General features: G+C 70.9%; 22 protein-coding genes. 13 read left to right on the forward strand and 9 right to left on the reverse strand.

The annotated features are described in order from the left end of the window. Positions 1–250 precede the first annotated feature (250 nt). A complete protein-coding gene (locus OID54_RS13515; RefSeq protein WP_329018827.1) occupies positions 251–445 on the reverse strand; it encodes a hypothetical protein in 195 nt (64 codons plus the stop codon). A 410-nt stretch (positions 446–855) separates the two neighbouring features. Between OID54_RS13515 and OID54_RS13520 the strand changes: the two genes are divergently transcribed. Then, a complete protein-coding gene (locus OID54_RS13520) occupies positions 856–2,049 on the forward strand; it encodes an acyltransferase family protein (RefSeq protein ID WP_329018830.1) in 1,194 nt (397 codons plus the stop codon). A 20-nt stretch (positions 2,050–2,069) separates the two neighbouring features. Here OID54_RS13520 and OID54_RS13525 read toward each other — a convergent pair whose 3' ends face one another. Then, on the reverse strand, positions 2,070–2,516 hold the full coding sequence (locus OID54_RS13525; protein WP_329018833.1) for an HD domain-containing protein: 447 nt from the start codon (positions 2,514–2,516) through the stop codon (positions 2,070–2,072). 301 nt (positions 2,517–2,817) lie between these two features. Here OID54_RS13525 and OID54_RS13530 point away from each other — a divergent pair, with 301 nt between their 5' ends. Genes OID54_RS13530 through OID54_RS13540 form a run of 3 tightly spaced genes read left to right on the forward strand, consistent with a single transcriptional unit; the run spans position 2,818 to position 6,345 of the window. Then, positions 2,818–4,104, forward strand: a complete 1,287-nt coding sequence (locus OID54_RS13530; RefSeq protein WP_329018835.1) for a lycopene cyclase family protein — start codon at positions 2,818–2,820, stop codon at positions 4,102–4,104. Then, a complete protein-coding gene (locus OID54_RS13535) occupies positions 4,064–4,801 on the forward strand; it encodes a class I SAM-dependent methyltransferase (RefSeq protein ID WP_329018837.1) in 738 nt (245 codons plus the stop codon). Before OID54_RS13530 ends, OID54_RS13535 begins: the two co-directional genes overlap by 41 nt. Beyond that, positions 4,798–6,345, forward strand: a complete 1,548-nt coding sequence (locus tag OID54_RS13540; RefSeq protein ID WP_329018839.1) for an NAD(P)/FAD-dependent oxidoreductase — start codon at positions 4,798–4,800, stop codon at positions 6,343–6,345. Before OID54_RS13535 ends, OID54_RS13540 begins: the two co-directional genes overlap by 4 nt. 40 nt (positions 6,346–6,385) lie before the next feature. Here the strand turns inward: OID54_RS13540 and OID54_RS13545 are convergent, their stop codons facing one another. From OID54_RS13545 to OID54_RS13565, 5 genes are all read right to left on the reverse strand, one after another. Continuing rightward, a complete protein-coding gene (locus OID54_RS13545; RefSeq protein ID WP_329018843.1) occupies positions 6,386–7,450 on the reverse strand; it encodes a DUF5914 domain-containing protein in 1,065 nt (354 codons plus the stop codon). Continuing rightward, on the reverse strand, positions 7,447–8,442 hold the full coding sequence (locus OID54_RS13550; RefSeq protein WP_329018846.1) for a phytoene/squalene synthase family protein: 996 nt from the start codon (positions 8,440–8,442) through the stop codon (positions 7,447–7,449). Before OID54_RS13550 ends, OID54_RS13545 begins: the two co-directional genes overlap by 4 nt. Next, the gene (locus tag OID54_RS13555) at positions 8,439–9,989 is read right to left on the reverse strand and encodes a phytoene desaturase (protein ID WP_329018849.1); all 1,551 of its coding nucleotides are present in this window, start codon (positions 9,987–9,989) and stop codon (positions 8,439–8,441) included. The genes OID54_RS13550 and OID54_RS13555 overlap by 4 nt, the downstream gene beginning before the upstream one ends. Continuing rightward, positions 9,986–11,431, reverse strand: a complete 1,446-nt coding sequence (locus OID54_RS13560; RefSeq protein WP_329018852.1) for a polyprenyl synthetase family protein — start codon at positions 11,429–11,431, stop codon at positions 9,986–9,988. Before OID54_RS13560 ends, OID54_RS13555 begins: the two co-directional genes overlap by 4 nt. A gap of 501 nt (positions 11,432–11,932) precedes the next feature. Further along, positions 11,933–12,388, reverse strand: a complete 456-nt coding sequence (locus OID54_RS13565) for a MarR family winged helix-turn-helix transcriptional regulator (RefSeq protein ID WP_329018857.1) — start codon at positions 12,386–12,388, stop codon at positions 11,933–11,935. Positions 12,389–12,477: 89 nt separating this feature from the next. Between OID54_RS13565 and OID54_RS13570 the strand changes: the two genes are divergently transcribed. Both OID54_RS13570 and OID54_RS13575 read left to right on the forward strand, forming a co-directional pair. Continuing rightward, positions 12,478–12,828, forward strand: coding sequence for a DoxX family protein (locus OID54_RS13570; RefSeq protein ID WP_329018860.1), 351 nt, complete (start codon positions 12,478–12,480; stop codon positions 12,826–12,828). A gap of 307 nt (positions 12,829–13,135) precedes the next feature. Beyond that, positions 13,136–13,891: a Crp/Fnr family transcriptional regulator gene (locus OID54_RS13575; RefSeq protein ID WP_329018863.1), complete on the forward strand. Its 756-nt coding sequence runs from the start codon at positions 13,136–13,138 to the stop codon at positions 13,889–13,891. A gap of 517 nt (positions 13,892–14,408) precedes the next feature. On the opposite strand, the gene OID54_RS13580 is transcribed toward OID54_RS13575, so the two are convergent. Further along, positions 14,409–14,705, reverse strand: coding sequence for a hypothetical protein (locus tag OID54_RS13580; RefSeq protein WP_329018866.1), 297 nt, complete (start codon positions 14,703–14,705; stop codon positions 14,409–14,411). A gap of 107 nt (positions 14,706–14,812) precedes the next feature. On the opposite strand from OID54_RS13580, the gene OID54_RS13585 reads away from it, so the two are divergent. From OID54_RS13585 to OID54_RS13605, 5 genes are all read left to right on the forward strand, one after another. Next, entirely contained in the window at positions 14,813–17,047 is a 2,235-nt protein-coding gene (locus OID54_RS13585; RefSeq protein ID WP_329018869.1) for a CHAT domain-containing protein, read from the forward strand. Positions 17,048–17,144: 97 nt separating this feature from the next. Continuing rightward, positions 17,145–18,440, forward strand: a complete 1,296-nt coding sequence (locus OID54_RS13590; protein WP_329018872.1) for a hypothetical protein — start codon at positions 17,145–17,147, stop codon at positions 18,438–18,440. 223 nt (positions 18,441–18,663) lie between these two features. Continuing rightward, a complete protein-coding gene (locus OID54_RS13595) occupies positions 18,664–19,812 on the forward strand; it encodes a TRAFAC clade GTPase domain-containing protein (RefSeq protein WP_329018874.1) in 1,149 nt (382 codons plus the stop codon). Further along, complete coding sequence (locus OID54_RS13600; protein ID WP_329018876.1) at positions 19,812–20,717, forward strand: hypothetical protein; 906 nt, start codon at positions 19,812–19,814, stop codon at positions 20,715–20,717. Before OID54_RS13595 ends, OID54_RS13600 begins: the two co-directional genes overlap by 1 nt. Before the next feature lie 73 nt (positions 20,718–20,790). Next, positions 20,791–21,510, forward strand: coding sequence for a hypothetical protein (locus OID54_RS13605; RefSeq protein ID WP_329018879.1), 720 nt, complete (start codon positions 20,791–20,793; stop codon positions 21,508–21,510). 139 nt (positions 21,511–21,649) lie between these two features. Here OID54_RS13605 and OID54_RS13610 read toward each other — a convergent pair whose 3' ends face one another. Then, the gene (locus OID54_RS13610) at positions 21,650–22,633 is read right to left on the reverse strand and encodes a MerR family transcriptional regulator (RefSeq protein WP_329018882.1); all 984 of its coding nucleotides are present in this window, start codon (positions 22,631–22,633) and stop codon (positions 21,650–21,652) included. A 177-nt stretch (positions 22,634–22,810) separates the two neighbouring features. Here OID54_RS13610 and OID54_RS13615 point away from each other — a divergent pair, with 177 nt between their 5' ends. Further along, the gene (locus tag OID54_RS13615; protein ID WP_329018885.1) at positions 22,811–23,434 is read left to right on the forward strand and encodes an RNA polymerase sigma factor; all 624 of its coding nucleotides are present in this window, start codon (positions 22,811–22,813) and stop codon (positions 23,432–23,434) included. 123 nt (positions 23,435–23,557) lie between these two features. Then, positions 23,558–23,983, forward strand: coding sequence for a DUF6003 family protein (locus tag OID54_RS13620; RefSeq protein WP_329018888.1), 426 nt, complete (start codon positions 23,558–23,560; stop codon positions 23,981–23,983). Positions 23,984–23,996: the final 13 nt, after the last annotated feature.

Here is a 23,996-nt window from a genome sequence, read left to right on the forward strand (position 1 = left end):
ATACGCATACGCGATCTTCCAAACTAGCTACGCGGGTTCGATTCCCGTCGCCCGCTCCAAATGACTTCGGGCCCGGTGAGACACGATCGTGTCTCACCGGGCCCGAAGCCATTTTGCATGGTCGGGCACTGGCTGGTCTGGCGATGTTCGCAGCCAGTGTTCGCAGTGCCTGCCGGGCGGCCCGTGGGCCGCTGGCACGTCGTGCGGCGCCCAGGGGCGCCGAGTCGCGATCAGGTCGAGCGGTCGTCCGTCAAAAACTGATGTCGTTGATCGTGTTCGCTATCGACGTCAGGAATCTGTCGATCGAAGGGGCCATGCCCGACGACGCCAGGAAGAAGCCGAAAAGGATCGCAACGATGCTGGGCCCGCCTTTGAGCGAGCCCGAGCGGATCATGACGACCATGATGATGCCCAAGAGCAGCACCACAGACAGTGAAATGGCCACAACAGATCACACCCTAGGTCGGTCCGCTCGCCGGCCAGGGTCGTGCGACTCTGCACATCCCCCGCCTCATGAACATCGTGCCACCAACTGGGCCTTCTATGCCGCCATCTGACACATCGACGACAACGGAATCTCGCCATCCGAGCCATCCGGGTGGCGCGGACCACAGTCAGGAGGGGGAACGGGGGAGGAATTCAGCCCGATCGTTTCCCGGTGGGCACCGGTCGGTCACGGTGCGCTCACAACTGGGGCGTGGGGCGCCTCACAGCCTCCAGGACCATGGGAGATATGACCCATTTAAGGTGTATTAAATAGTCGATAGCGGACGAATATTTATGGTTTGAGATTCCCTGACAGGGCAGCCGAAGAGTGTTTTACGTCCTCCCACACGGCTAGTTAGGGTGCCTCGAATGTTCCACGCTCCCCTTGGATCGCGCAGAACCCCGGGCCCCCAAGCCCGGGAGCCGAGCTCCGTGTCCGCGGCGACTGTGACCGATACGACGTCCCCCGAGAGGGTCTCAACGTCGCCCGCCGCGACGACACATGACCCCGCCGCCCCGCCCCGGGAGGCTTCGACCGCCCCCCGGCGGGACGCCTTCTTCGACAACGCCAAGTACCTGGCGATCGTCTTGGTGGCCATCGCCCACGCCTGGGAACCGGTCATGGAGGGCAGCCGCGCCTCGCGGGCGCTGTACATGCTCGTCTACACCTTCCACATGCCGGCGTTCATCATCGTCTCGGGCTACTTCTCGCGGAGCTACAGCGGCCGTCCCCACCAAGTCAGACGGCTGCTGACCGGAATCGCCCTCCCCTATGTGGTCTTCGAGTTGCTGTACTCGCTGTTCAGGCGCTGGGCCGGTGATGAGCCGGGGCAGCCCATCAGCCTCCTCGACCCCTTCTATCTGACCTGGTTCCTGGCGGCCCTCTTCATCTGGCGGTTGACGACCCCGCTGTGGCGTCAGATCCGCCGGCCGCTGCCCGTCGCCCTGGTCGTCGCCTCGCTCGCGGCCCTCACCCCCGGCATCGGCGACGACCTCAACCTCCAACGCGTGCTCCAGTTCCTACCGTTCTTCGTCCTCGGGCTGGTCCTGCGCCCCGAGCACTTCCAACTGGTGCGCCGTCCCGAGATCCGCGTGTTGTCGCTACCGCTCCTCGCCGGCGCCTTCGCCCTCGCCTACTGGCTCGCGCCGTCGATGGACCTCGGCTGGTTCTACCGCTCCTCCAGCGCACAGGAATTGGGCGCCTCGTGGTGGACGGGCATCGTGATGACGCTGCTGCTCTTCTGTCTCGGAGCCGTCCTGACCGTGGCGTTCCTCTCCTGGGTGCCGCGTCGGCGGACCTGGTTCACCGTGCTGGGCGTGGGAACCATCTGCGGCTATCTGCTGCACGGCTTTCCCCTGAAGGCCGCTGAGTACGCGGGGGTGTTCGACACCTACGACTGGCTCAGCGATCCCGCCGGCGAGGTGCTGCTGACCGTGGTCACGGCGGCCCTGGTGACCCTGATGTGCACTCCCCCGGTCCGTAGGGCCCTGCGCTGGGCGACCGAGCCGGAGATGCGCTGGGCGTTTCGCCGGGACGCGACCGACCTGGGACCGGGGCGCTGAGTGCGGCGCAAGGCCACGACTCAGACGAGCCCCAGGAGCTCCCGGGTCTTCGCGTACTTTGCGATCAGCCGGGTCCGGGTGGCCTCGTCCAGTGCGGCCAGCCGCTGCGGGTCGGTGTTGTGCGCCAGGTCGGCCTCCTTGACCAGCAGGGCGCCCGGAGTGGCCAGGATGCGCCGGGTGTAGCTCTCCATGTCCTCGCCCTCGCCTTTGGTGAGGGCGAGGACGATGTCCTTGACGGACTGCGGAAGCTCGGCGGTCTGGAGCCACTCCAGGGACAGGACGTGGTCCTCCACGGCGTCGTGGAGCCATCCGGCGGCGATCTGCTCGTCGCTGCCGCCGCGGGCGCGCACGCCGTTGGCGACCGCGGCGATGTGCTGGGCGTAGGGCTGACCGGTCTTGTCGGTCTGGCCTTCGTGAGCGGCTCGGGCGATGGCCTCGATCTCCGCGAGCGTCAGGGACTGCGACATGGGGCGACTGTACGGCGCCGGGGTTCCGCGCGCCCCTCGTGCGATACCGACCGCCGTCCGAGGGGGCAACGGAACGAACAAGGGGACGAATCCGCGCCGTCTGCATCCAGCGAGCCCCCTCGACCGGAATTCACCGTGGCGGGGTGTTCGTTTCACTCCGCCACGCGGGCCCCCGCCGGTTGGCGGGGTTGACGTCGTCGGGGCGGGCAGACTCGCTGCCGTCGGACCGTACCGCCCGCCCGGTGCCCCCGGGCGGCCGTGGCATTCGGGCGCATCACGACAGAGCCGGGGAGGAACCGAAGTGAGCCAGGAGCTGATCGCGGCCGATGTGGTCATCGTCGGTGCGGGAGCCGCCGGGCTCACTCTCGCCCATGCGCTCACGGCCCCCGGCGGCAGACGTCTGTCGATCGTCCTGGTCGAGGCCCCCGAAGGTCCGCTACGGCCACCCGATCGCACCTGGTGCTTCTGGGAGAAGCCCGAGGGGGAGTACGAGGACGCCGTGGTGGCGTCCTGGCGGCGGTTGCGGGTCCACGGCCCCGACGGCGAGCGGATCGAACGCGAGCTGGATGCCCTGCGCTACAAGATGGTCCCCTCCACCCGGTTCGAAGAGGTCGTCTCGGAGCGGCTCGGAAGCACATCAGGCGTACGCCGGGTGACGGCGACGGCCCATGAGGTCCGCCAGGTGTCCGAGGGGGCCGAGGTCCGGTGCACCACGGTGGACGGGGACGAACTGACCGTACGCGGAAAGTCCCTGTACGACTCGCGCCCACCGAGAGTGCGCCCGCCGTCCCGCACCACCCTGCTCCAGCACTTCCGCGGCTGGTTCGTCCACACCGACGGACCCGTCTTCGATCCGGACGTGGTCGAGCTGATGGACTTCCGCGTGCCCCAGCCCCGGCACGGGCTCGCCTTCGGCTATGTCCTTCCGCTCGGGCCGCGCGACGCCCTGGTGGAGTACACCGAGTTCTCCCGCGCGCCCCTGTCCCGGCAGGCGTACGAGTCCGCGCTTGAGCTGTACACGCGGGAGGTGCTGAAACTCGGCCCGCTCCTGGTGCGCGGCGCCGAGGAGGGAGTGATCGCGATGACCGACGCACGTTTCCCGCGCCGGGCGGGATCGGCCGCCTTCCGCATCGGCGCGGCGGGCGGTGCGACCCGACCCGCCACGGGGTACACCTTCGCGGCCGTGCAGCGGCAGACCCGCGAGATCGCCGACGGGCTGCGCATCGAGGGACGGGCCACCGCCCCGGCACCCCATCCGCGCAGGGCGCTCGCCATGGACGCCGTGCTGCTGCGGGCGCTGGACACCGGTCGGATCGACGGACCCGACTTCTTCACCTCGCTCTTTCGCCACACGCCACCGGATCGACTGCTGCGCTTCCTCGACGGCCGCACCCGGCTGTGGGAGGACATCCGGATCGGCTTCACCACTCCCGTACGCCCCATGCTCCGTACCGCGCTGGAACTGCCGCTGCTGCGGCGCACCGCCCAGCGTGGCCCGGGAGCACACGGGGGCGGGCGGACTCCCCCACTCGCTGAGGAAGGCACTGATGACACTCCTGCGGGACCAGGACCTCGCCCACGCCTTTGACCGCGCCGCCGGCACGTATGACCGGCTGGTGGCGATGAACCCGGGCTACCACGCCGATCTGAGGCGTTCGGCCCGACGGCTTCGGCTGCCCGACGGCGGCGCGGGGTTGCGGCTGTTGGACCTCGGCTGCGGTACGGGCGCCTCCACGGCGGCCCTGCTGCGGGCCGCGCCGCACGCCGAGATCACCGCCGTCGACGCCTCCGCGGGCATGCTGGAGCGAGCGGCGGCGAAGCGCTGGCCGCAGCACGTGAGTTTTGTGCACGCCTCGGCGGAGGAGTTGGCACAGCGGGCCGGTGGGGAGGGGACGTACGACGCCGTCTTCGCCGCCTACCTCCTGCGCAATGTGACGGACCCGGACGGCGTACTCGCCTCGGTCCACTCCCTGCTGCGGACCGGTGGACGGCTGGCCGTCCATGAGTACAGCCTGAGCGGGCTCGCGCCGCACCGGGCGGTGTGGACGGCCCTGTGCCGGGGAGTGATCATCCCGGCCGGCACCCTGACCGGCGACCGGGACCTCTACCACCATCTGTGGCGCAGCGTGCTGGCCTTCGACACCGCGCCGCAGTTGGCCACCCGGCTCGTGCGCGCCGGGTGGGGCGGGGTGCGGATCGTACCGATGCCCGGTTGGAGCACCGGCGTCGTGCACACGTTCCTGGCGCGGCGCAGCGCGGCCCGAGCGGATGGGGTCGTGGCATGAGCGGGGGTGGCAGCGGCGCCCCGAGGCGGGGCAGGGACCGCAGGGCCCGGGTGCTGATGCCGGCACCCGGTCACGACAGATGTACGGGGCAGGGACCGCACACGGCCGTCGTCGGAGGCGGCATCGCGGGTCTGGCGGCGGCGGTCGCACTGGCCGAACGCGGGGTGCGGGTGACGCTCCTGGAGAGCGAACCCTTCCTCGGCGGACGGCTGGCGGGGTGGCAGGACCAGTTGGCCGACGGCTCCACGGTGACGATGAGTCGAGGGTTCCACGCCTTCTTCCGCCAGTACTACAACCTGCGGGGGCTACTGCGCCGGGCCGACCCCTCCTTGGCGGTGCTCTCCGGGCTGCCGGACTATCCGCTTCGCCACCGCGACGGGATGACGGACAGCTTCGCCCGGGTGCCGCGCACACCGCCGTGGAGCGCGCTGGGGTTCGTGGCGCTCAGCCCCACGTTCGGATGGCGGGATCTGGCCCGGATGGACCCACGGGCCGCGCTGCCGCTGCTCGATGTCCGGGTGCCGCAGGTGTACGAGCGGTTCGACGGGGTCAGTGCCTGGGACTTCCTGCACTCGATCCGCTTTCCCGAGGCTGCGCACCACTTGGCGTTCGAGGTGTTCTCGCGGAGCTTCTTCGCCGATCCGAGGGAACTGTCCGCCGCGGAACTGCTGGTGATGTTCCACATCTACTTCCTCGGCTCGTCCGAGGGGCTGTTGTTCGATGTGCCCCGCGAGCCGTACCCGCAGGCGCTGTGGGACCCGTTGGAGGACTATCTGCTGCGGCTCGGTGGGCGGGTGCGCAAGGGTTCCCCGGTCGAGGAGGTGCGTCCCGAGGCCGACGGCGGCGTCCTGGTGACGGCGGACGGGCGGCCCGAGCGGTACGACGCGGTGGTGCTGGCCCTCGATGTGGGCGGGCTGCGCCGGCTGGTCGCCGCATCGCCGCGGCTGGGCGACCCAGGTTGGCGGCAGAACGTCGAGGCGCTCCGCACGGCGCCGCCGTTCGTGGTGTCCCGGCTTTGGCTGGACCGGCCGGTGCGTGCCGATCGGGCGGGCTTCCTCGGGACCAGCGGCTATGACGGACTCGACAATGTGAGCGTCCTCGACCGCTGGGAGGGTCAGGCGGCCCGTTGGGCGGCGCGGACCGGTGGATCGGTGGTGGAGCTGCATGGATACGCGGTCGACGAGGGCGCGGATCGGGCGCTCGTGGAGAAGCGGCTCTCGGCTCAGCTCCACGAGGTGTATCCGGAGACCAGGGAGGCCCGGGTCGTCGATGCCCGCCATGAATGGCGGGCGGACTGTCCGCTGTTCCCGGTCGGCGGGTTCCGTACCCGGCCGACCGTCCGCACCTCGCACCCCGGGGTGATGGTGGCGGGTGACGTGGTGCGGACGGAGTTGCCGGTGGCGCTGATGGAGCGGGCGGCGACGACCGGTTTCCTGGCGGCGAACGCCCTGTTGGAGCGGTGGGGCGTGCGTGGGCATCCGCTGTGGACGGTGCCGCACGGCGGGCGGTCGGGGGTGTTGCGGGCGCTGGCCGCCCTGGGGTGAGGCGGCTCGGGTGGAGCGGGCACGGGCCGCGCCTTCGGGCTCAGCCGGGGAAGCGGCCCGTGCTCCGCAGTTGCCAGCGCCGTTCGGCGTAGGCGAGGTCGTCCCGCCACAGTCGGCCCGCTGCCCAGCGCATCAGTGGGCGCAGCGCGGGTGCGGCGGCCCGGGCGACGGCGAAGCCGGGCCGCTCGGACGTGGCCAGCACCGCTTCCACGACCGCGGTGCGCGGATGGCCGTGGGCATCGGGCGCCAGGGGGGTGGCATGGGTCTCGACGACCGAGGTGGCGCCCTCGCCCTCCGTGATGTGCATGACGACCGTGCGGGGTTCGGGTGCGGTGAAGACGGCGCGTACGGGGACCACGAGCCGGCCGGCGACCTTGAAGGAGACGTCCACGGCGAATGCGTCGGGATCTTCGCCGCTTTCGGGTCCTAGGGGTCCTTGGGAACTTTGGGGGCCTTCGGCCGCCGCGTCTTCGGGTGCCCGGACGACGGTCAGGTCCACGAAGGAGTACGGGTGGAACCAGGCGCCGTGCCAGGGGTCGAGCCGGTTCGCCACGATGTCCTCGGGCTCACACCGTCCCACTGCCGTGAACACGGCGTCGACCGTGGCGGTGGACGGTCGTGGCGGGACCACGGGTTCGGGCAGCGGTTCCTCGCCGCCGAGGGCGTCGAGCCTGACCCAGGCCAGCACCCCGTCGTCGTGGGCCGGGTAGGGCTCCCAGCCGGCGAAGGGGGAGCCGTCGAGTGCGAGGCCGTGCCAATGGCAGACGAGGGTGCCGCAGGACACCCGACTGTCCTTGAGCGGGGCTCCGAGGTGGGGGCAGGCTCCGGGGCCGGCGGTGAGTGCACCGGAGCGGGCGCGCCAGACGACGACCTCGACCCCGCCGATGGTCCGGCCGAAGGGGCGGTCCGCGGTGATGTCCCGGGAGGCGCCGATGACGTACCAGTTACCGCTGGGGCGGGTGGTGGCGCGTTTCAGCGCGGCGTCGATCAGTGCGGGTTTCGCCTGCCGCCAGGTGGGTTCCTGCTGTTCCCAGGGGGTGCGTGCGCCGGTGCGCAGCGGAAAGGAGCGACCGGTGCGCGGCGGGAAGCCTCGGCGCGGTGTCATCGGCTCCCCCTCACTCCCGCGGCAGCCGGTACGTCATCGGCGCCTCCGGGTCGGGTGGGGCGGGTGCGCAGTCGGGCGCCGACGATCGCGGCGAGGCCGCCGAGTGCCACGGCCGCGCGGCGTCTGCGGGGAACCACGGCCCTGCGGTGCAGTACGCGGTGGTCGTCGTCGGCGATCGCGTCGAGGATGCCTCCGTACAGGGTGAAGGCGGTACGGATGCAGGGGCGGGCGCGCGGGTCGAGCAGGTCGATTCCCGGTTCGGCTTCCCGGTAGACCTCGCGGTTGAGTGCACAGGCTGCGATGAGGGCCTCCCGGATGCGGGGGTCGGTGCGGCCGGTGCGACGGCTCCACAGGAGGAGGTCGCGGTCGACGTCATGGGCTGCCAGGAGGTCTTCGGGGAGATAGACCCGGCCCCGGTCGAGGTCTTCGCCGACGTCCCGGATGAAGTTGGAGAGTTGGAAGGCCACTCCGAGGGCCGCGGCGTGGGGTGCGGCCTCCTCGCGGGCGGCGACCGTGCCCAGTACGGGGAGCATCTGGAGTCCGATGACGGCGGCGGAGCCGTGCATATAGCCGCGCAGGTCGTCATAGGTGGCATAGCGGGTGATGTGGAGGTCGCTGTGCATGGCGTGCATGAAGTCGGTGAAGAGGCCGGCGTCGATGTCGTGGGTGCGGGCGGTGTGGGCCAGCGCCCGGACGACGGGCTCGGTGCTGCGGCCGTCGTGCAGGGCGGTGACGAGTTGTCGTTGCAGCCCGGTGAGTGCGCGGTCGCGTTCCTCGGGGGGCGCCGGTGAGTGGAGGTCGTCGACGATGTCGTCGGCCCAGCGGGCGAAGCCGTAGAGGGCGTGGACGGCGGACCGGCGTTCGATGGGGAGCAGCCGGGTGGCCAGGAAGTAGGTCTTTCCGTGGCGGGCGTTCAGCTGTCGGCAGTGGGCGTAGTCGGTGCGCAGCTCCGGGTCGGTGATCCCTGCCGCGTCGAGTTCTCGTCGGGTCATCGGGCCTGCCTCTCCGGTTGAGGGGTGGTGGGCGTCGGGCGGGATGCTCGGGTGCGGGGGACGCGGGGCAGGCCGGTGATCCGGGCGGCTGCGAGCTTTCCGGAGATGAGCACGGTGGGTACGCCCACGCCGGGGGTGGTGCCGCAGCCGGCGAGCACGGCGTTGTCGATGCCGCGGACCAGATTTCGCGGCCGGAACGGGCCGGTCTGGGCGAAGGTGTGCGCGGCGGAGAAGGGGGTGCCTGCGGCGTGCCCCTGGGCGGCCCAGTCCGCGGGGGTGATCAGGCGTTCCGCTTCGATGGAGTCGCCGAAGCCGGTGAGTCCGCGGCGTTCCAACTCGGCGATGAGCTGGTCCCGGTAGCGCGGGCTGAGGCCCTGCCAGTCGGCGGCCGAGGGGCCGATGTCGGTGTTGGGGCAGGGGGCGAGGACGTAGTGCAGATGCCGTCCTTCGGGGGCCAGGGACGGATCGTGGGTGGTGGGCCGGGTGATCAGCAGGGAAGGGTCGCTCATCAGCTGTCCGGTGCGGGTGAGTTCGTCGAAGGTGCGCTCCCAGGCATGACCGAAGGAGAGGGTGTGGTGGGCCAGTTCCGGCCAGGTGCGGTCGGTTCCGGCATGGATGACCACCGCCGACGGGGAGTGGCGCAGCCGCAGCGGGCGGCGCGGGGTCCGGCCGAGCAGCCCGTAGACGATGGGCAGGTCGGGGGTGAGGACCACGGCGTCACAGGGCAGTTCTGCTCCGGTGGCCAATGCGACGGCGGTGATCCGGCCGCCTGAGCGGCGCAGCCCGGTCACTTCGGTGTCGTAGTGGAAGACGGCTCCGGCGTCCGTGGCGGATTCGGCCATCGCCCGTGGCAGGGCGTGCATGCCGCCGCGCGGGAAGTGGACGCCGGCGATGGTGTCCATGTAGGCGATCACGGCGTACGCGGCGAGGGCGCGGGCGGGTGGGACTCCGGCGTACAGGGCTTGGAAGGAGAAGACGCGGCGCAGCCGGGGGTCGTTGAGGAAGCGGCCGATCTGGCTGTCGAGGGTGCCGAAGGCGCGCAGCGCCGCGAGTCGGGCGAGGTCGGGGTGGAGGAGTTGGAGTGGTGAGTCGAAGTTGGTGTCGATGAATCGATTCATCTGGGCCCGGTAGAGGGCGTGAAGCCAGTGCCTGAGTCGCCGGTATCCGGCGGCTTCCGCGGGTCCGGCGAAGCGGCGGATCTCCTCTTCCATGGCGTCCGCACCGGTGTGGACGTCCAGTTGGGAGCCGTCGGCGAAGCGGGCCCGGTAGGCGGGGTGGAGTTCGGTGAGCTGGAGGCGGTCGGCGAGGGAGTCGCCCACGGCGGCGAACGCGTCGTCGGCGAGTTCGGGCATGGTGAGCACGGTCGGGCCGGTGTCGAGGTGGTAGCCGCCGAGGAGTTCATGGCCGGCCCGGCCGCCGGGCTCCGCGGCGCGTTCGACGACGGTCACCCGTCGGCCGGCGCCCAGGAGGTGGAGCGCCGCGGAGAGCCCGGACAGGCCGGCTCCGACGACCACGACATGGTCGGTTGCCCCGCTGATGGTCCTCATGGCCGGCCTCCGGTGGTGGGCGCCGGTGGGACGGCGCTGGTACGCCCCCTGCCGATCCCCTCCGCGGCGGCGGGGTCGTTCGGGTGGGTGTCGGCCGTCGGCCGTGGGGGCTTCGTACGTCGGTCGGGTGCACGGGGTGGGTCGGTGGGGCTGGCTGCGGCACGTTCGATCAGCCGGGTGAGGGCGTCGATGACATGGGCGGTCTGCGGGGTGGGGGGTGCGGGGGCGGTGTGGGGTGCGCGACGAACGGTGTGCAGATGGCGCACGCTCAGCTCCACCAGTCGTTCGATCTGCTTCTCGACGACGGTGCGGGCGCCGGTCCGCTCGATGACCTCGCGCAGTGCGTCCAACTCCTGCTCGTCCAACTCCTGCTCGCCGAAGGGCGCCGAGTCGCGGGAGGCCGAGTCGCGGGAGGCCGAGTCGCGGGGGGCCGAAGTGGTCGCGCGGGTGAGGGCCCGTACGGCGTGGTGGTCGCCGGCGGCCCGGGCCCGTTGCACGGCGACGGCCCGTAGATATGTGGGCTTGGCGTCACGGAGGTCTTCGCCGGAGGGCTTGCCGGTGACCGCGGGCTCGCCGTAGACGCCGAGGAGGTCATCGCGCAGTTGGAAGGCGATGCCGGCGCAGCGGCCGGCGGAGCGCAACGCGGCGGTGGTGGCTTCGTCGGCGCCGGCGAGGGCCGCGCCCAACGCCAGGGGTCGTTCGACCGTGTAGAGGGCGCTCTTGAGCCCGGCGATACGGACGGCCTGGGCGAGGCCCGTCGAGCGGTCGGCCTGACCATGGATGTCGAGGTACTGGCCGGCGATCAGTTCGGTGCGCAGCGCGCGCCACTCCTGGTGCAGCCTTCTGCCGTGGGTGCAGGAGAGGGCGGTAACGCTCACCAGGTCATCGGCCCAGGACAGGGCGAGGTCTCCGCAGAGGACGGCGGCGGCGGTGCCGTACGCGGTGCTCGATCCGTGCATCAGGGCGCGGGCGTGGGCGGCGGCGAAGTCGGCGTGGACTGCGGGGGCACCACGGCGTACGGGGGATGCGTCCATGACGTCGTCGTGGATCAGGGCACAGCCTTGGAGGAGTTCCAGGGCGGCCCCGAGGTGGAGAGCTGCGTCGGCCTGCTCCAGGTCGCCGCCCGCTGCCTGCCAACCCCACCAGAGGAATCCGGCGCGCAGCCGCTTGCCGCCGCGCAGGACGAACTCGGCGAGCCGTGCGGCCATCTGGTCGGCGAAGACGGGGTCGATGCGGGCGGCTTCGCTCACGCGCTCGTGCAGATGGCGTTCCAGGACCCGTTCGACGGCGGTGACGAGTTCTTGGTGGGTGGACGGGGCCGCGGTCGGCTGCTGGCGTGGGCGGCCGTCCGTGCCGTGGTGGGCGGCCGGTGCCGTGGGCTGCGGCTGTGCCGGCTTCGGCTGTGGTGTCCGCATGGGCTCTGTCGTCCGCGTATCGATCATGCATACCCCCTTCGTTCGGTGCGGCGAGTGCACAGGACACTGACTCTTCGGCCGAAACTGCCCGTCTGGATGCGGTGATGCCTGCCTGGATGCGGTGATGCCTGCCCGTTCGGCGGGGATCCTGGCGGTGCTTCGCCCCGATGGGCGCGTGGGAGTGCCGGATGGGCCGTGTGGCGGGGAGGGAAGAGGCCGCGGCAGGAGCCCGTGTCCGGGCGTGGGCGCGTGTTCAGCGGAACAGGCCGGGGGGTGAGCCAGCGGGGCCGCGGGCCGGCTGTGTCCGGCTCAAGAGCGGACGGCGTGCCCACCGGATGGCGGTGTCGCTCCCGTACGGGCGGGTCCTTCGGCCGTCGGACGGACGGTCGCACTACGCGGGCAACGGCATCCGGTCTCGGTGGGGATCCGGGCGACGACAGCGGACGGTCGCACTGCGCGGGCGTCGAAACGGCATCCGTCGAAGCGACCGCGGGCGGGGCCCGCAGGGCGGTGAAATCCGGGTGGAGGTCAGTCCTCGGAGCAGGAGAAGTGGTCGGGCGAGGTGTTGATCCTGGTCAGGAGGGCACGCAGGGTGGTTCGTTCCTGATCCGAGAGATCGGTGAACAACTCTCCCTCGACCTCCGCGAGGACCTCGTCGGACCTGCGCAGGGCGGCAACTCCGGAGGGTGTGATCTCCACGATGTGCCGACGACGGTCCGCCGGGTCACGACGGCGCAGGGCCAGTTCCTCGCGCTCCAGGTCGTTCAGGACGGCCACCAGCACGCTGGGGTCGACCTCCAGCATGTCGATCAATGCCTGCTGGCTCACCGGGCCGGAGTCGAGATGCTTCAGCGTCATCATGTGCCGCGGGGTGAGCCCGCTGGAGCTGAGCGCGGTCCGCAGCAGAACCTGGGCGATCGCACCATGCCTGGCCAGCAGAAACGCCAGTCCTTCAGCCATCTCTTCCGCACTGCGCGCCACCATGTGAATACCTTAACAGGCTCCCATTACCGAACTCCGTCAATCGTTGTTATGGTTCAACGATATCTCTGGTTCAACCATAGGGGCCATCCATGTTTATTGCCTACGTCGTCGTCGCCGTCCTGTTCGCCCTGATGCTCGTCGGTTCCGGGCGGGGCAAGCTGGTCCGGGAGAAGCGCGTCACCGAGACCATCACCGGACTCGGGGTGCCCCTGAGCTGGTTCCTTCCCCTCGCGCTGCTGGAGATCGCCGCGGCGGTCGGTCTGCTCATCGGAATCGCCTACCGTCCGCTGGGCATCGCAGCGGGCATCGGCGCCTTCCTCTACTTCGTGGGCGCGGTCATCACCCACCTCCGGGCCAAGGACACCAAGGGCAGTGTGGCCCCCGGTGTACTGGTGCTCGTCTCCGTCGCTCCGATCGTCCTGGGCTTCCTGTCCCTGTGACCGGGTTGCCGCGGGGGACCGCTCCCTGAGGCGGGCACCGGTCCGCCAAACCCACACCGGACACGGGCACGGACAGATCCACGCACTCCACGAGCACCGACACGAGCACGGGCACGGGCACGGGCGCACCACCGCACAACCGAGCAGGTCGGCGGCCATGGGCGCCCGGCACCCACACCGGGGAACTGCCCCCTGTGGGCCGTGGTGCCGGGAAGGTCAATGTCCGTGAGCTCTCGTCATATCTTGTGCAGGCTCTCCCCCTTCTGGCTGAATGTGCTGGGACGTCAACGCCTCAGGGGGACGGGCAGTGAGCGTTGGAGAGATACCCACCCGCCGACGGACAGCGCACCCGGCTCAGGGCTTGGACTGGGCGGTGGGAAGCCTGCTGCACGAGCTCGCCCGAAGCGGGCCGGGCGGTGCGGAAGCCCGCCTCGCTCTGGAGCGCTGCGGCACCGCCAGGGTCTACGCCCGCGGCGAGACGATGCTCTTCGCGCACGCCCGCGACACCTTCGTCCTGCTGATGCTCGACGGCTTCGCCAAAGTGACCCTCACCGATGCCTCCGGCGTCCCCGTCCTCATCGATGTGCGCGCCGCGGGTGATGTCGTCGGCGAAACCGCGGCGTTCGACGGCGGGCCCCGCTCTGCGACCGTCACCGCCGCCCAGTCGCTGCACGCCCGTCGGATCTCACAGGAGGAGTGGCTCCAGTGGGCCACCGGGAACCCGGCCGCCGCACGGGCCGTCATGCGCAACCAGACCCATCGCGGACGCACCGCATCCCGCCGCCGCCAGGACTTCGTCAGCGGCCCCGTCATCGCCCGGATGGCGCGGGCAGCCCTTGATCTGGCCGAGCAGTACGGGACGCGCGAGAGGGACGGATTACGCGTCAGGCCCGGGCTCACCCAGGCGGAGTGGGGTGGCTTCATCGGGGCCAAGGAGCGGCGCGTCCACCATGCTCTGCACGAACTCGCCGACGCCGGTGTGATCACCTTCGGGCGGTGCAGACTCGTCATTCGTTCCGTGCCCCGACTTCGGGAGTACGCCGCCATCGGCGGCGAGGAGTGATGAACCGCACCGTCGCCGTGGGCAGTTGGGGAGTCGTCGAGGGCAGTGCCAGCGTCGAGCCCTGGGGGTTACGACTGCCCGAAACCGCGACGGTGGACATCATCAGCGGGCCGCACGAGAGCGGCCACGGAGTGCGCCATCGGATTCGGTCCCTGCGGCTGGAGTTGACGGACAACGGTGACCTCTTACTCCACTGCGGTCGGGGGCAGGCCCGCAGCCGCTGGTCGGGGTCGTGGTCCCACGGTTCGGATGGACCAGTCATGCTCACCGCCGTCGATGGCGCCGACGGATCGTTCGACGGCTGGTTGACCCTTGCCGGCACCGCGACTGCTCGACTGGACGCGCTCAGCGTGGGCTGCGGTGGCACCTGGCCGTACGCCGTACGCGTCCGGGCCTTGCTGCGACCCGCCGCCGACTGCCAGGAACCGCCCACAGCGGAGGGCCGGGGGCCGTGGGGCCGTACCTTCACCGGCAGGCTCGTCCCGCTGCCTCCCGAAGGTCCACAAGCTCCACCAGGTCAGGCAGTTGCCGCAGGGCCCGGTGAACCATCTTCAGGCCACCCCGTCGAAGTCGTCTTCGGCCCTCCCCCGCGCATCTGTCGGGCGGCGAGCGCACCGGCCATGTCCCTCCACAGCAGTGAACCGGGCCTGCCGTGGTCGGTGTTCTGGATCGCCCACTGCACGGACGGCGCCGCCTTCACCATCGAAACCACCGGCATGACCGCTACCACAGCCACCACCGGAACGAACGACTCCCAGCTGACCGTGCGGTACGGCCCCGAGCACCTCAGCACGTACGCCCCCGTCTGGAACATCCCCCAGCACTCCCCCGTTCCTGCCCGACTTCACCCTCCCCATCAGCGCCGAAACCGGCCTCGCGCGGCTCGCCCTCACAGCCGGACACCTCACGGGAACCATCGAGTTGACCGCACTGGACCCCTTCACCGGTGGACACCACCGGCTGCGGGCACACCTCGATGCGACGGTCGCCGAGGGCGGCGCCATGAAGGACGCCGACCAAGTGCAGCAGCCCCTGGCCGTGGAGCCGACCGGCCCACGCTCCACTGAGAAGCCCAGCCGTGGGGAGCCCAGCGGTGAGCACTCCGATCCGCTGCCCGCACCCCGCGGTCTGCGCGGCGGGTGGAGAGGTCGGTACGGTCCGCTCCCCCGGCTCGACCTGGACCCAAGCCCGCCCCGGACGGGAACGGAAACCGACACCCACGGCTGGCGGTTGACCGCAGATCACCGGGCGGTACGCGACGACGGCCGAGCGGTGCTACGACTGTTCCGCCCACTCGATCTCGCCGTCGGATTGGTCGCTCCCCGGGCCGATCCCGCGGGGGAGCCTGAGTTCGCCGTCCTGACCCGCACCGCAGTGCACCCCATCGCTCCTGAGGCGCAGGCCGTCTGGCACGACCGCATCGGACTGCGCCACCTAGGCCAGCGGTTGACCCTGGAGCGCCGCTATGCGGAGGCCCGCCCCCTGCTGCGGCGCGCGCTCGTCCTCTATCGACGGGCCTTGGCCGCTGCCGCCCTTCCCACCCGACAGGACCAGGAACGGATCAGCGCCCTCCAGATCCTGGAGCACCAATGCGCCTGTGATGCGGCCACCCGGGACGAGGAGGCGCTGATCGACCGGCTCATCGAGGCCGCTCGGCTGCGGACCGCGCTCATCGCCCCCGACCCGCACCAGCCCGGGGCCGGCCGCTTCGGCAGGCAGTTGGTGACCGGAACCCTGCACACCCTCCTCGCCCAGAGCCACCGCATCGAGCGGAGTCGGACCCTGCTCGACACCGATGAGGAACGCATCGCGCAAGGAGAGAGCGCGGCTCCCTATCACGAGCAGTTGGTGACCGCCCTTCTCGACCTCGGCGAGCCCGGGACCGCGCTGCTGGCCGCCGAGGCGGGCCGGGCCCGCGCGTTGGCCGACCTCGTGGGCCGCTCGGAAACAGCCCAGGCCCGGGCAGCCGATACCTCGGCCCGGGCAGCCCATGCCCCCGCCTCGACCATCGATCCTCCTGCCCCGACGACCGACGCCCCGGCCAACCCCGGATGGGTCTTCGGCGCCCCGCCCCCGCTGAACGAGGAACGTCTACGGCGGCTCCTGGCCCGCCATGGCACCCCGGTCGTCGTCTACCACCTCCACGGCGACCGACTGGCGAGTTGGATCGTGGGAGCCGACGGCACCCTGAGCCCCGATGTGCGGCAGGTGCCCGCCCAGCGGCTCGCAGCCGCCGCCCGTACCGTCCGTCTCGCGGGCCTGCCCGGCCAGCGGTCTTCGGCCCGACAGGTCCAAGAAGCGCTTCGATGGCTCGGGGACCTTCTCTGGCCGACCGCACGGGACCAGCGCCTCCCGCTCGACCCCGAGCAGCCGGTGGCGATCGTTCCGCACGGCGTCCTGTACGAGGTTCCCTTCGCCGCGCTGCCCGACCGGGAGGGGCGTCCGCTCGTACAGCGCCATGCACTGACCCTGTTGCCCGCGCTCTCCCTCCTCGAAGGGCTGTTGGACCGCAGGGAAGCCCACCGCTCGCTCCCGGCCCGTACACCACGGCTGTTGGCGTTCGTCGACCCCGAGCCCATGCCGGATGGCTTGGCTCCGCTGCCCTGGACCCGGGAGTCGTTCGCCTTGGTGGCGCAGTTATACGAGGAGGGCGCTAGCACCGTCCACAGCGGCACCGCCGCGACCGCGTTCCGGCTCCGGGAAGCCGCCCACGACGCCTCGGTCCTCTGTCTGGCCACCCACACCCAGGTGTACGGCAGCGGCCCGGGCAGTCCGCTGGACTCCTTTGTGGCGCTCGCCCGGACAGCGGACCACGACGGCCGGTTGCGCGCCCGTGACCTCGCCGAACTGCCCCTCGGCGCGGACCTGGTCATCCTCACCACCTGCGAGAGCGGGTTCGGACGCATCACGGCCGACGGGGTCATCGGCCTCGGCAGGTCCCTGCTGGTGCGCGGCCCGACCGGGGTCCTGCTCTCGCTCGCACCCATCCGCGAGGAGGACAGCCTCGATCTGGTGCACCGATTCCACCAGCACTGGTTGCACGAAGGCGCCGGCCGCGCAGCCGCGCTGCGCCGCGCCCAACTGGCCTGGGCCGAGATGTATCCCGATGCGCCCGCCCGCTGGGCGTCAGCCGTCCTCCTCGGCCTGGGCAGCTGATCGAACACCCCATCGGCGCCACAAACACGGCACGCACAAGCAACACCGAACCACGGGATCACGAGCCCGCGCGGCTACGAGAGAGGCATCGAAACACATGGACGACGAACTGCGGCCGGAGGACTTCGACGACGTGCTCGCGACGGTCGGGCTGTACACGGACTCCGTGCTGTTGGGCGACGACCGCACGCAGGACCGCGAAGCCTCGGTGACCTTCATACGTCCCCTCGTCTATCGGCTCACCGGCCCCACCGCCCCCGGTGCGCCGGTGGACCTGCTGCTCTGCTTCCCGTTCGACCTCGCCCCCCTCGCCGGTGGTCGGACGTACACCACCGTGCAACTGGGCCTGGAGTTGGATGACATGACGGCACGGGCCCTGGAGCCGGCACCGGCGTCCGGCACGGTGCTCCACGACGGCACCCAGGCGTCCGTGTTCGGGCGTGGCAGCCACCGGTTGCGTTGGGTCTTCGAACGGCCGCACGGCGGGCTGCGCCCTGACGGGCACTGGGCCCAGGTGCTGGTGCGACTGGACCCTGCCAGGACCGCGGCCGGGGTCTCGGGGCTGCTGACGGCCGAGGTCGTGATCCGCCGTACGCTTCTCGGCCGTCCGGTCGGGGCATCCGCACGGACCCAGGAGAGCGTCCGGTTCCAGGTGGGTGTCGCGGACGCCTGGCCCCTCGCCGCACCCGGTCCGAGCCTTCCCTTCCCGCTGACCACGGCACCTCACGACGTACCGGAGACGACGGCAGGCCCGGAGGACGACGACACCTCGGAGGCCGGCAGACTGGCGGGTCTGCCATGGCTGCGCCGACTGATGTTCGCGGTTGACGTGGAGCGCTACAGCCGCCGCCACGACACCCAAATGCCCCGCATCCAACGCGATCTGTGGCGTGCCGTGCGCGGAGCCTGCACGGCCTCAGGGATCGACTGGCACACCTGTGGCCGGCAGGCGTCCGGCGACGGGTATCTGCTGGTGCTGCCGGTCGGCGTGGACGAACCGAGGACCGTCGACCGGCTGCTGCGCGGATTGACGTTCGCCCTCCACGCCGCCAACAGCGACCCGAACCGACCCGACGACCTGCTGCCCACCCGTATGCGCGCCAGCCTCCACCAGGGCCTCACCCGCGAGGGCCACAGCGGCTTCCTCGGCACGGCCGTCGTGGAGCTCTTCCGGGTGCTGGATTCGCCGCCGCTGCGGACCGCGCTGCGCGAGAGCGACCGTGCGGACCTGGCCGTCGCCTGGTCGGACCCGCTGTACCGGGACCTGGTCCCGCACGCCTACCTCGGACTGGACGAGCGCTCCTTCGAATGCGTCCGAGTCGAGCTCCCGGAGAAGGAGTTCACCTCCCGGGCCTGGATACGGCTCCATCCGCGCCCCGGTCCGGCGATCTGACGGACCGAACCACCCCGGTCCGAAAACTGACTGAACCGCCCCGGTCCGGAAATCGACTGAACCACCCCGGTCCGAAATCTGATGGCGTGAACCCGCACTGAGACCGGTTTCGCGATGCCTCAAACGGCTCTACTGGGCGTCGGGGGGGCTCCGGGGGAAGGCCACTGGCCTTCCCCCGGCCGCACCTCCCCGACGTCACCGGCACATTCCTGTGAGGCAGCACATGCCAGCCATTCCGGTCACCGTTCTCGGACCGCACCAGTCAGGCAAGACCGTCTACCTCGCCAGCCTCTTCCACCGGCTGGCCCTCCAACGCAGCGACACCGGATTCTTCATCCGACTCCCCCAGGACCAGAGCAAGAAGCTCAACGAGGTCTACGGCGAGATCATCAGCCCGGATCGCTGGCCCGACCCGACCCTGTTGAACGAGGTGTCGGAGTGGAACTTCACCTGCGCGATCCGCACCGCGGCCGACGAGGTGTTCACCCCGTTCACGATCAACTACATGGACTTCGCCGGTGAGCACCTCACCCATGCGGCGCGCACCAGCGAGCAGGAGAGGAACGTCTGGAAGCGCATCGACGAGTCCGAGTTCCTGCTGATCCTGCTGGACGGGGCGAAGGTCAAGCGCTGCTTCGAAGGCGACTACGGGCTGATCCAGGAGCTACTGCCCGTCTTCAACCGGCTGGAGCACAGCCGTGCCGTCATGCACTTCGTGATCACCAAGTGGGACCTGGTGGAGGCCGCCGGGTACTCGGTCAGCCAGGTGTTGGAGCAGTTGTTGCGGCACCCGCACTTCCAGACGATCTACGAGAACCGGTTGGCGGCCAACGACACCAGGGGAGCCCTGCGGATCATCCCCGTCAGCGCGTTGGGGGCCGGGTTCGCCCTGCCCGACGGGGACGACATGGTGAAGCAGGGGGGCTTTCCCCGTCCCACCCATGTCGAAGTACCGCTGATGGCGGTGTTGATAGACCTGTTCGAGCAGAACGTACGACGGCTCGCCGCCGAGGACCGCGCCGGACGCAAGGCCGCCGAGGTGGAGCAGCAGAACCGCAAGCTGTCGTGGGTACGTGCCCTCCAGGGCGGACTGCCCCGGGTGAAGGTCATGTTGGGCGCCGCCTCCGTGAACCAGCCCGCGATGCGCCTGCTCCAGCAGGAGTTCCTCGGTCCGTTCATGGACTTCGTGTCGCGCAAGGTCGACGACTATGGCCAGCAGGTCGAGCGCGATGTCTTCGCCCTGCGGGACCAGTTGCTCCAGGCCAAGTCCGAACAGGGCGCGCTCAGCGGGCTCGTTGCGCTGTTCGAGGCGAGGCTCGCACAGTTCGAGGCGTCCCATCCCGGTTCGCACCTCGGTTCGGGGGGCGTGTGATGGAGCAGGGATTGCCGGGCGAGCCCGGGGTGGCCTGGCCGTTCGCCATCACCCGCTCGGTACGGACGGGGTTTCGGATCGTCGTCGCTCCCGACTTCCTCGTCGAGGCCGAGCAGCACGATCTGCTGTCGGACGCGGCGGGCGGGACCGTGTCGGAGGACGTGGTCTACCGACGCGAGTTCCGCGATCGGGGTTCGGTGCGGCTGTGGCTGTTGTACCGCGTCGTCTATCTGCGGGGCAGCGAGGTCGACCGGGACGACGACTTCGACCGCCACACCCGACGCACTCCCCTGATCGAGGGGGTGGTGTACCGGTCCGGCCCGGGCCCGGATGCCACGGACGCGTTCTTCGCGCTGCTGCACGAACTGTGCCTGCCGACGGTACGGGCCTTCTACCTGGCGGATTCGGCTGCGTTTCCGCTGCACCGGTCACTGCCGATCGCCGCTGCGGGTACGGGACGCACCCTGAGGGTCGAGGCACAGACCCCCTATCTGTCGGAGAGGAACGTGCAGGCGGCCCTTCAGGGCCGCCACCCACGATCGGACGGCCCGTTCCTCCCCACCCAGGAGGAGGCATGCGTCGGATCGGGCACCGCTGAGGGAGTGGGTGGTGGTGCTCGCCCGGTTGGCGATCTCGCTGACCCGGTACGCGGGACGTCGAGCGGTCAGGCTGTGGTGGGCGACGCCCAGGGGGACGAGCCCGACCGGGCAGTTGGAGAGCAACAGACGGGGGCCGAACAGCAGGCAGCAGTCGTACGGCCGGACGGGGTCGAGCAGCAGGGGCAATCCGACTCGGGAGAGGGGCCGGAGCGATGGAGACGCGAGCGGCGCCGGCTGATCGTCGCCCTGGTCGCCGTGACGACGGCACTGGTGATCGTGCTGATCCTCGCCGGCTCCCGCTGGTGATTCCGTGGAGGACCGATCTTTCTGAGGTGGACCTCATTGCGGAGGTGCCGGTGACCGGCCTTACCCTGCGTCCGTGACGTCCTACTTCCAGCGCTACGCGAGCGGGCAACACGACTCGGTGTGGCGCGAGTTGCGTGCCCTCGGTCCGGTCCCTCCGGCTCTCCATGATGATGTGGCCGCCGTCTGCGCGGTCACCATGGAGCGGGTGGCCGGGCAGGTGACCCGGCTGGCGGCAATGCTGCCGGAGCTCGGCTTCGTCGGGGTGGACGTGCCGTTGCACCGGCCGCCGACGGACGCCGATCGCCGCACGGTGGCCGAGCTTGACGAGGAGATCGGCGGACTGCCCGCCGCGCTGACGGCGTGCCTCCAGGTGGTGGGCGGGGTGTCCTTCCTCGGCGACTGGGAGGCGATCAACCTCCACTACCAGCACGGCCCCGGGCACAGCACGATGCCGCCCGGCCCCGAGTACCCGGATCCGTTGTGGCTGTGCGACGCGGCACTGTTGCGGTGCGAGTGGGAGGAGTTCCAGGAGGAGCCGGACGAGGACGGCTTTCTGTTCGTCGTGGCGCCGGACGAACTCCACAAGGCCAACGTCAGCGGCGGTTCGCACGATGTGGCGCTGCCGGACCGGTGCGCGGACCCGGTCCTGCTCGGTGTGGCCGGACGCCCGGGCATCACCCTGGTCGAGTACCTCCGAGAGTCGATCGCCTGGGGCGGATTCCCCGGCTGGTCGTTCCATGGAGGAGCGGCGCCCGACGCCCTGGCTCCCCTGCGAACGCAACCGGACTTTTGACCGGACCTTTCGACGAGTCCGGGCTTCCCATGAGTCGGGATCTTCCGCACATCCGGACTTTCCGCGGATTCGGACCCGGCCGGGACCCATCGGCCGGACGGAACCCAACTGGTACCCGCCGCACAGGTTAAAGATCAAGCTAGCGCGAACGCATCGACTCCAGGGCGTCGATGGCCTCCTCCAGCGCCAGCGGGCGTACCGTGCCCGGCACCGGTGACCCCGCCCAACCGGGGCCGGCGACCAGCACCAACGGTTGTCGACGGGCGCCGCGCACACCCCAACTGATGCCGGCGACGTGCTGGGCGAGCGGCCGACTCGCCGTCGTCCGCGACTGAGCCCACAGCACCACGGCCGCCGGGCCCATCCGGCGTACCGCTCCGTCCAGCGCCTCCACGGGGAGCGCGGCACCGAACATCCGGACCGGGAAGCCCCGTTCCACCAGGGCAGCGGCCAGCGCCTCCAAGGGAAGGGTGTGCCCCTCACCGGGGACGCAGGCCAGCAGGACAGGCGGCCCCGGCAACTGTCCGGAAGGTGCGGTGTGGGTGCGCCGCAGCGCACTGGAAACGTGCCAGGAAAGCAGGTGCTCGACTTCGACGTACCGCTCGCCCGAGCTCTCCCACTTGCGTCCCACGGCCAGCAGTGTGGGCACGACGACCTCGTTCCAGGCGGTGACCAGTCCATGGTCGGCGATGGCCGCGTCGAGGAGTGCGTCCACGGCGTCCGCGTCGAGCCTCAGTGCGGCACGCGCCAGCCCCCGGCATTCCTGGCGCACATCGCCGAGTTGCAGTCCCGTGCGCGCCGCGCGCCGCGGGCCCCGCCGCTGGGTGGGCAGCCCGGCCGGCATCGTCGGGGGCCTGTCACCGCTGGTGGCGGGTGCGGTCCTGGCCAGGCGCGCGGCCTCGGCCGGGGGAAGTCCCGTACTGGTCAGATCGCACATCCGGGCCAGTACGGCGATGTCGCCCGCCGTCCAGCGCCGGTGTTTGCCGCCCACGTGCGCGGCCGGCCCGATCCCGTACCGGCGGTCCCACGAGCGCAGGGTGGTGGGGGCGACTCCGAAGCGCCGTGCCACCGCGCCGGTGGTGAGGCCGCCGCTCTGCTCGACGGGCTCCGCGTACGTTCCCATCGATGGATCATACGACGCACAAACGATGCATGTTGAAGGCGTCGTTTACCGGACCCAACACTGGGACACCCGCCCCGGGACGCCCCCCGCCGTCCCGGGTCGGACCGCAGTGAACGGAGCCGGGCGACTGCGTCGGTTGCAGACACACCGGATTCGACCGGCAGAGGGAGCGACGGCATGAGCACCACATCACTGGCCGGATCGACCGGCCGGACCGCGAAGATCGGACCGCTGCGCCCACCCGCCGAGGAGAGCCGCGAGTACGAACGCCTCACCAACGGCCTCCTGGCGGGCGACGAGCGGTGCTTCGCCACGATCTACCGCCGTTGGGGACCGTTGGTGCACGCCCTCGCTGCCCGTACGCTCGGGGATGCTCGCGAGGCGGAGGACGTGACCCAGCAGGTGTTCCTCGCCGCGTGGCGCGGTCGCAGCGGCTTTCGACCCGAGCGCGGCCCGCTGGGCGCCTGGTTGGTGGGTATCGCCCGCCGCAAGACGGTGGACGCGCTGGCCGCCCGCAGTCGCCGTGGTGAACTCGCCACCGCCGCCGCCTACTCCCCCGCACGTCGCACGCTCCACGACGGTGGCGCCTCCCCGGAAGGCGCGCTGGACCGGGTGCTGATCGTCGATGAGTTGAGCAGGCTCCCCGGACCACAGCGGGAGGTCCTGTGCCTCGCCTTCTACGAGGACCTCACCCAGGCCCAGATCGCCGAGCGGACCGGCATCCCGTTGGGCACGGTCAAGAGCCATGCCCGCCGGGGCCTGCACCGGCTGCGCCGACGCATCGGCGATCCCGGGCCCTGACCGGACCGGACCGGGGAAGATTGTGCGGGTAGCAGGCGTATCGGGCCCGTGCGGGGGAAGCGTCCGCCCAGGGCGGCCTGACCTTCGACGGCGGCCCGCGATGAACGGAAGGCGGTCGGTGCCGTGGCCGATGAGGCTCAGCTGTTTCTCCTACCCGAGCGCCGGGCCCGGCTCGGTGCCGCGCTCGGGGCCGTGGGCGCATTGGAGTGCCTGGACGCCCCGGCCGTACGGGCCTGGTTGGACGCGCACGGGATGCCCCCGTCGTCGGAGCGGGTGCGGATCGTCCCGGCCGGTTCCGAGGTGTTGATCCCCGATGACGCCGACCGGCTCCCCGTGCCGTTGAGCGACGAGGAGGTCGAGCGGGTGCAACGGGAGTGCGCACCGCAGTCGATCACCGAGGTGGAGGATGAGTTGTTGGCGTTCCGGGACACCGCGCAGGACTGGGAGGCCCTGGTCCTCAGGGCGCTGACGGCCGGTGTCCCCGCGGCCCGGATCGTCGAGTTGACGGGTCTGGCGCCGGACGACGTCACCCGGCTGGCGGCTGCCTGATCGAGTCTGCCCG

The sequence above is a fragment of the Streptomyces sp. NBC_00690 genome (genome assembly GCF_036226685.1).
Taxonomy (GTDB): domain Bacteria; phylum Actinomycetota; class Actinomycetes; order Streptomycetales; family Streptomycetaceae; genus Streptomyces.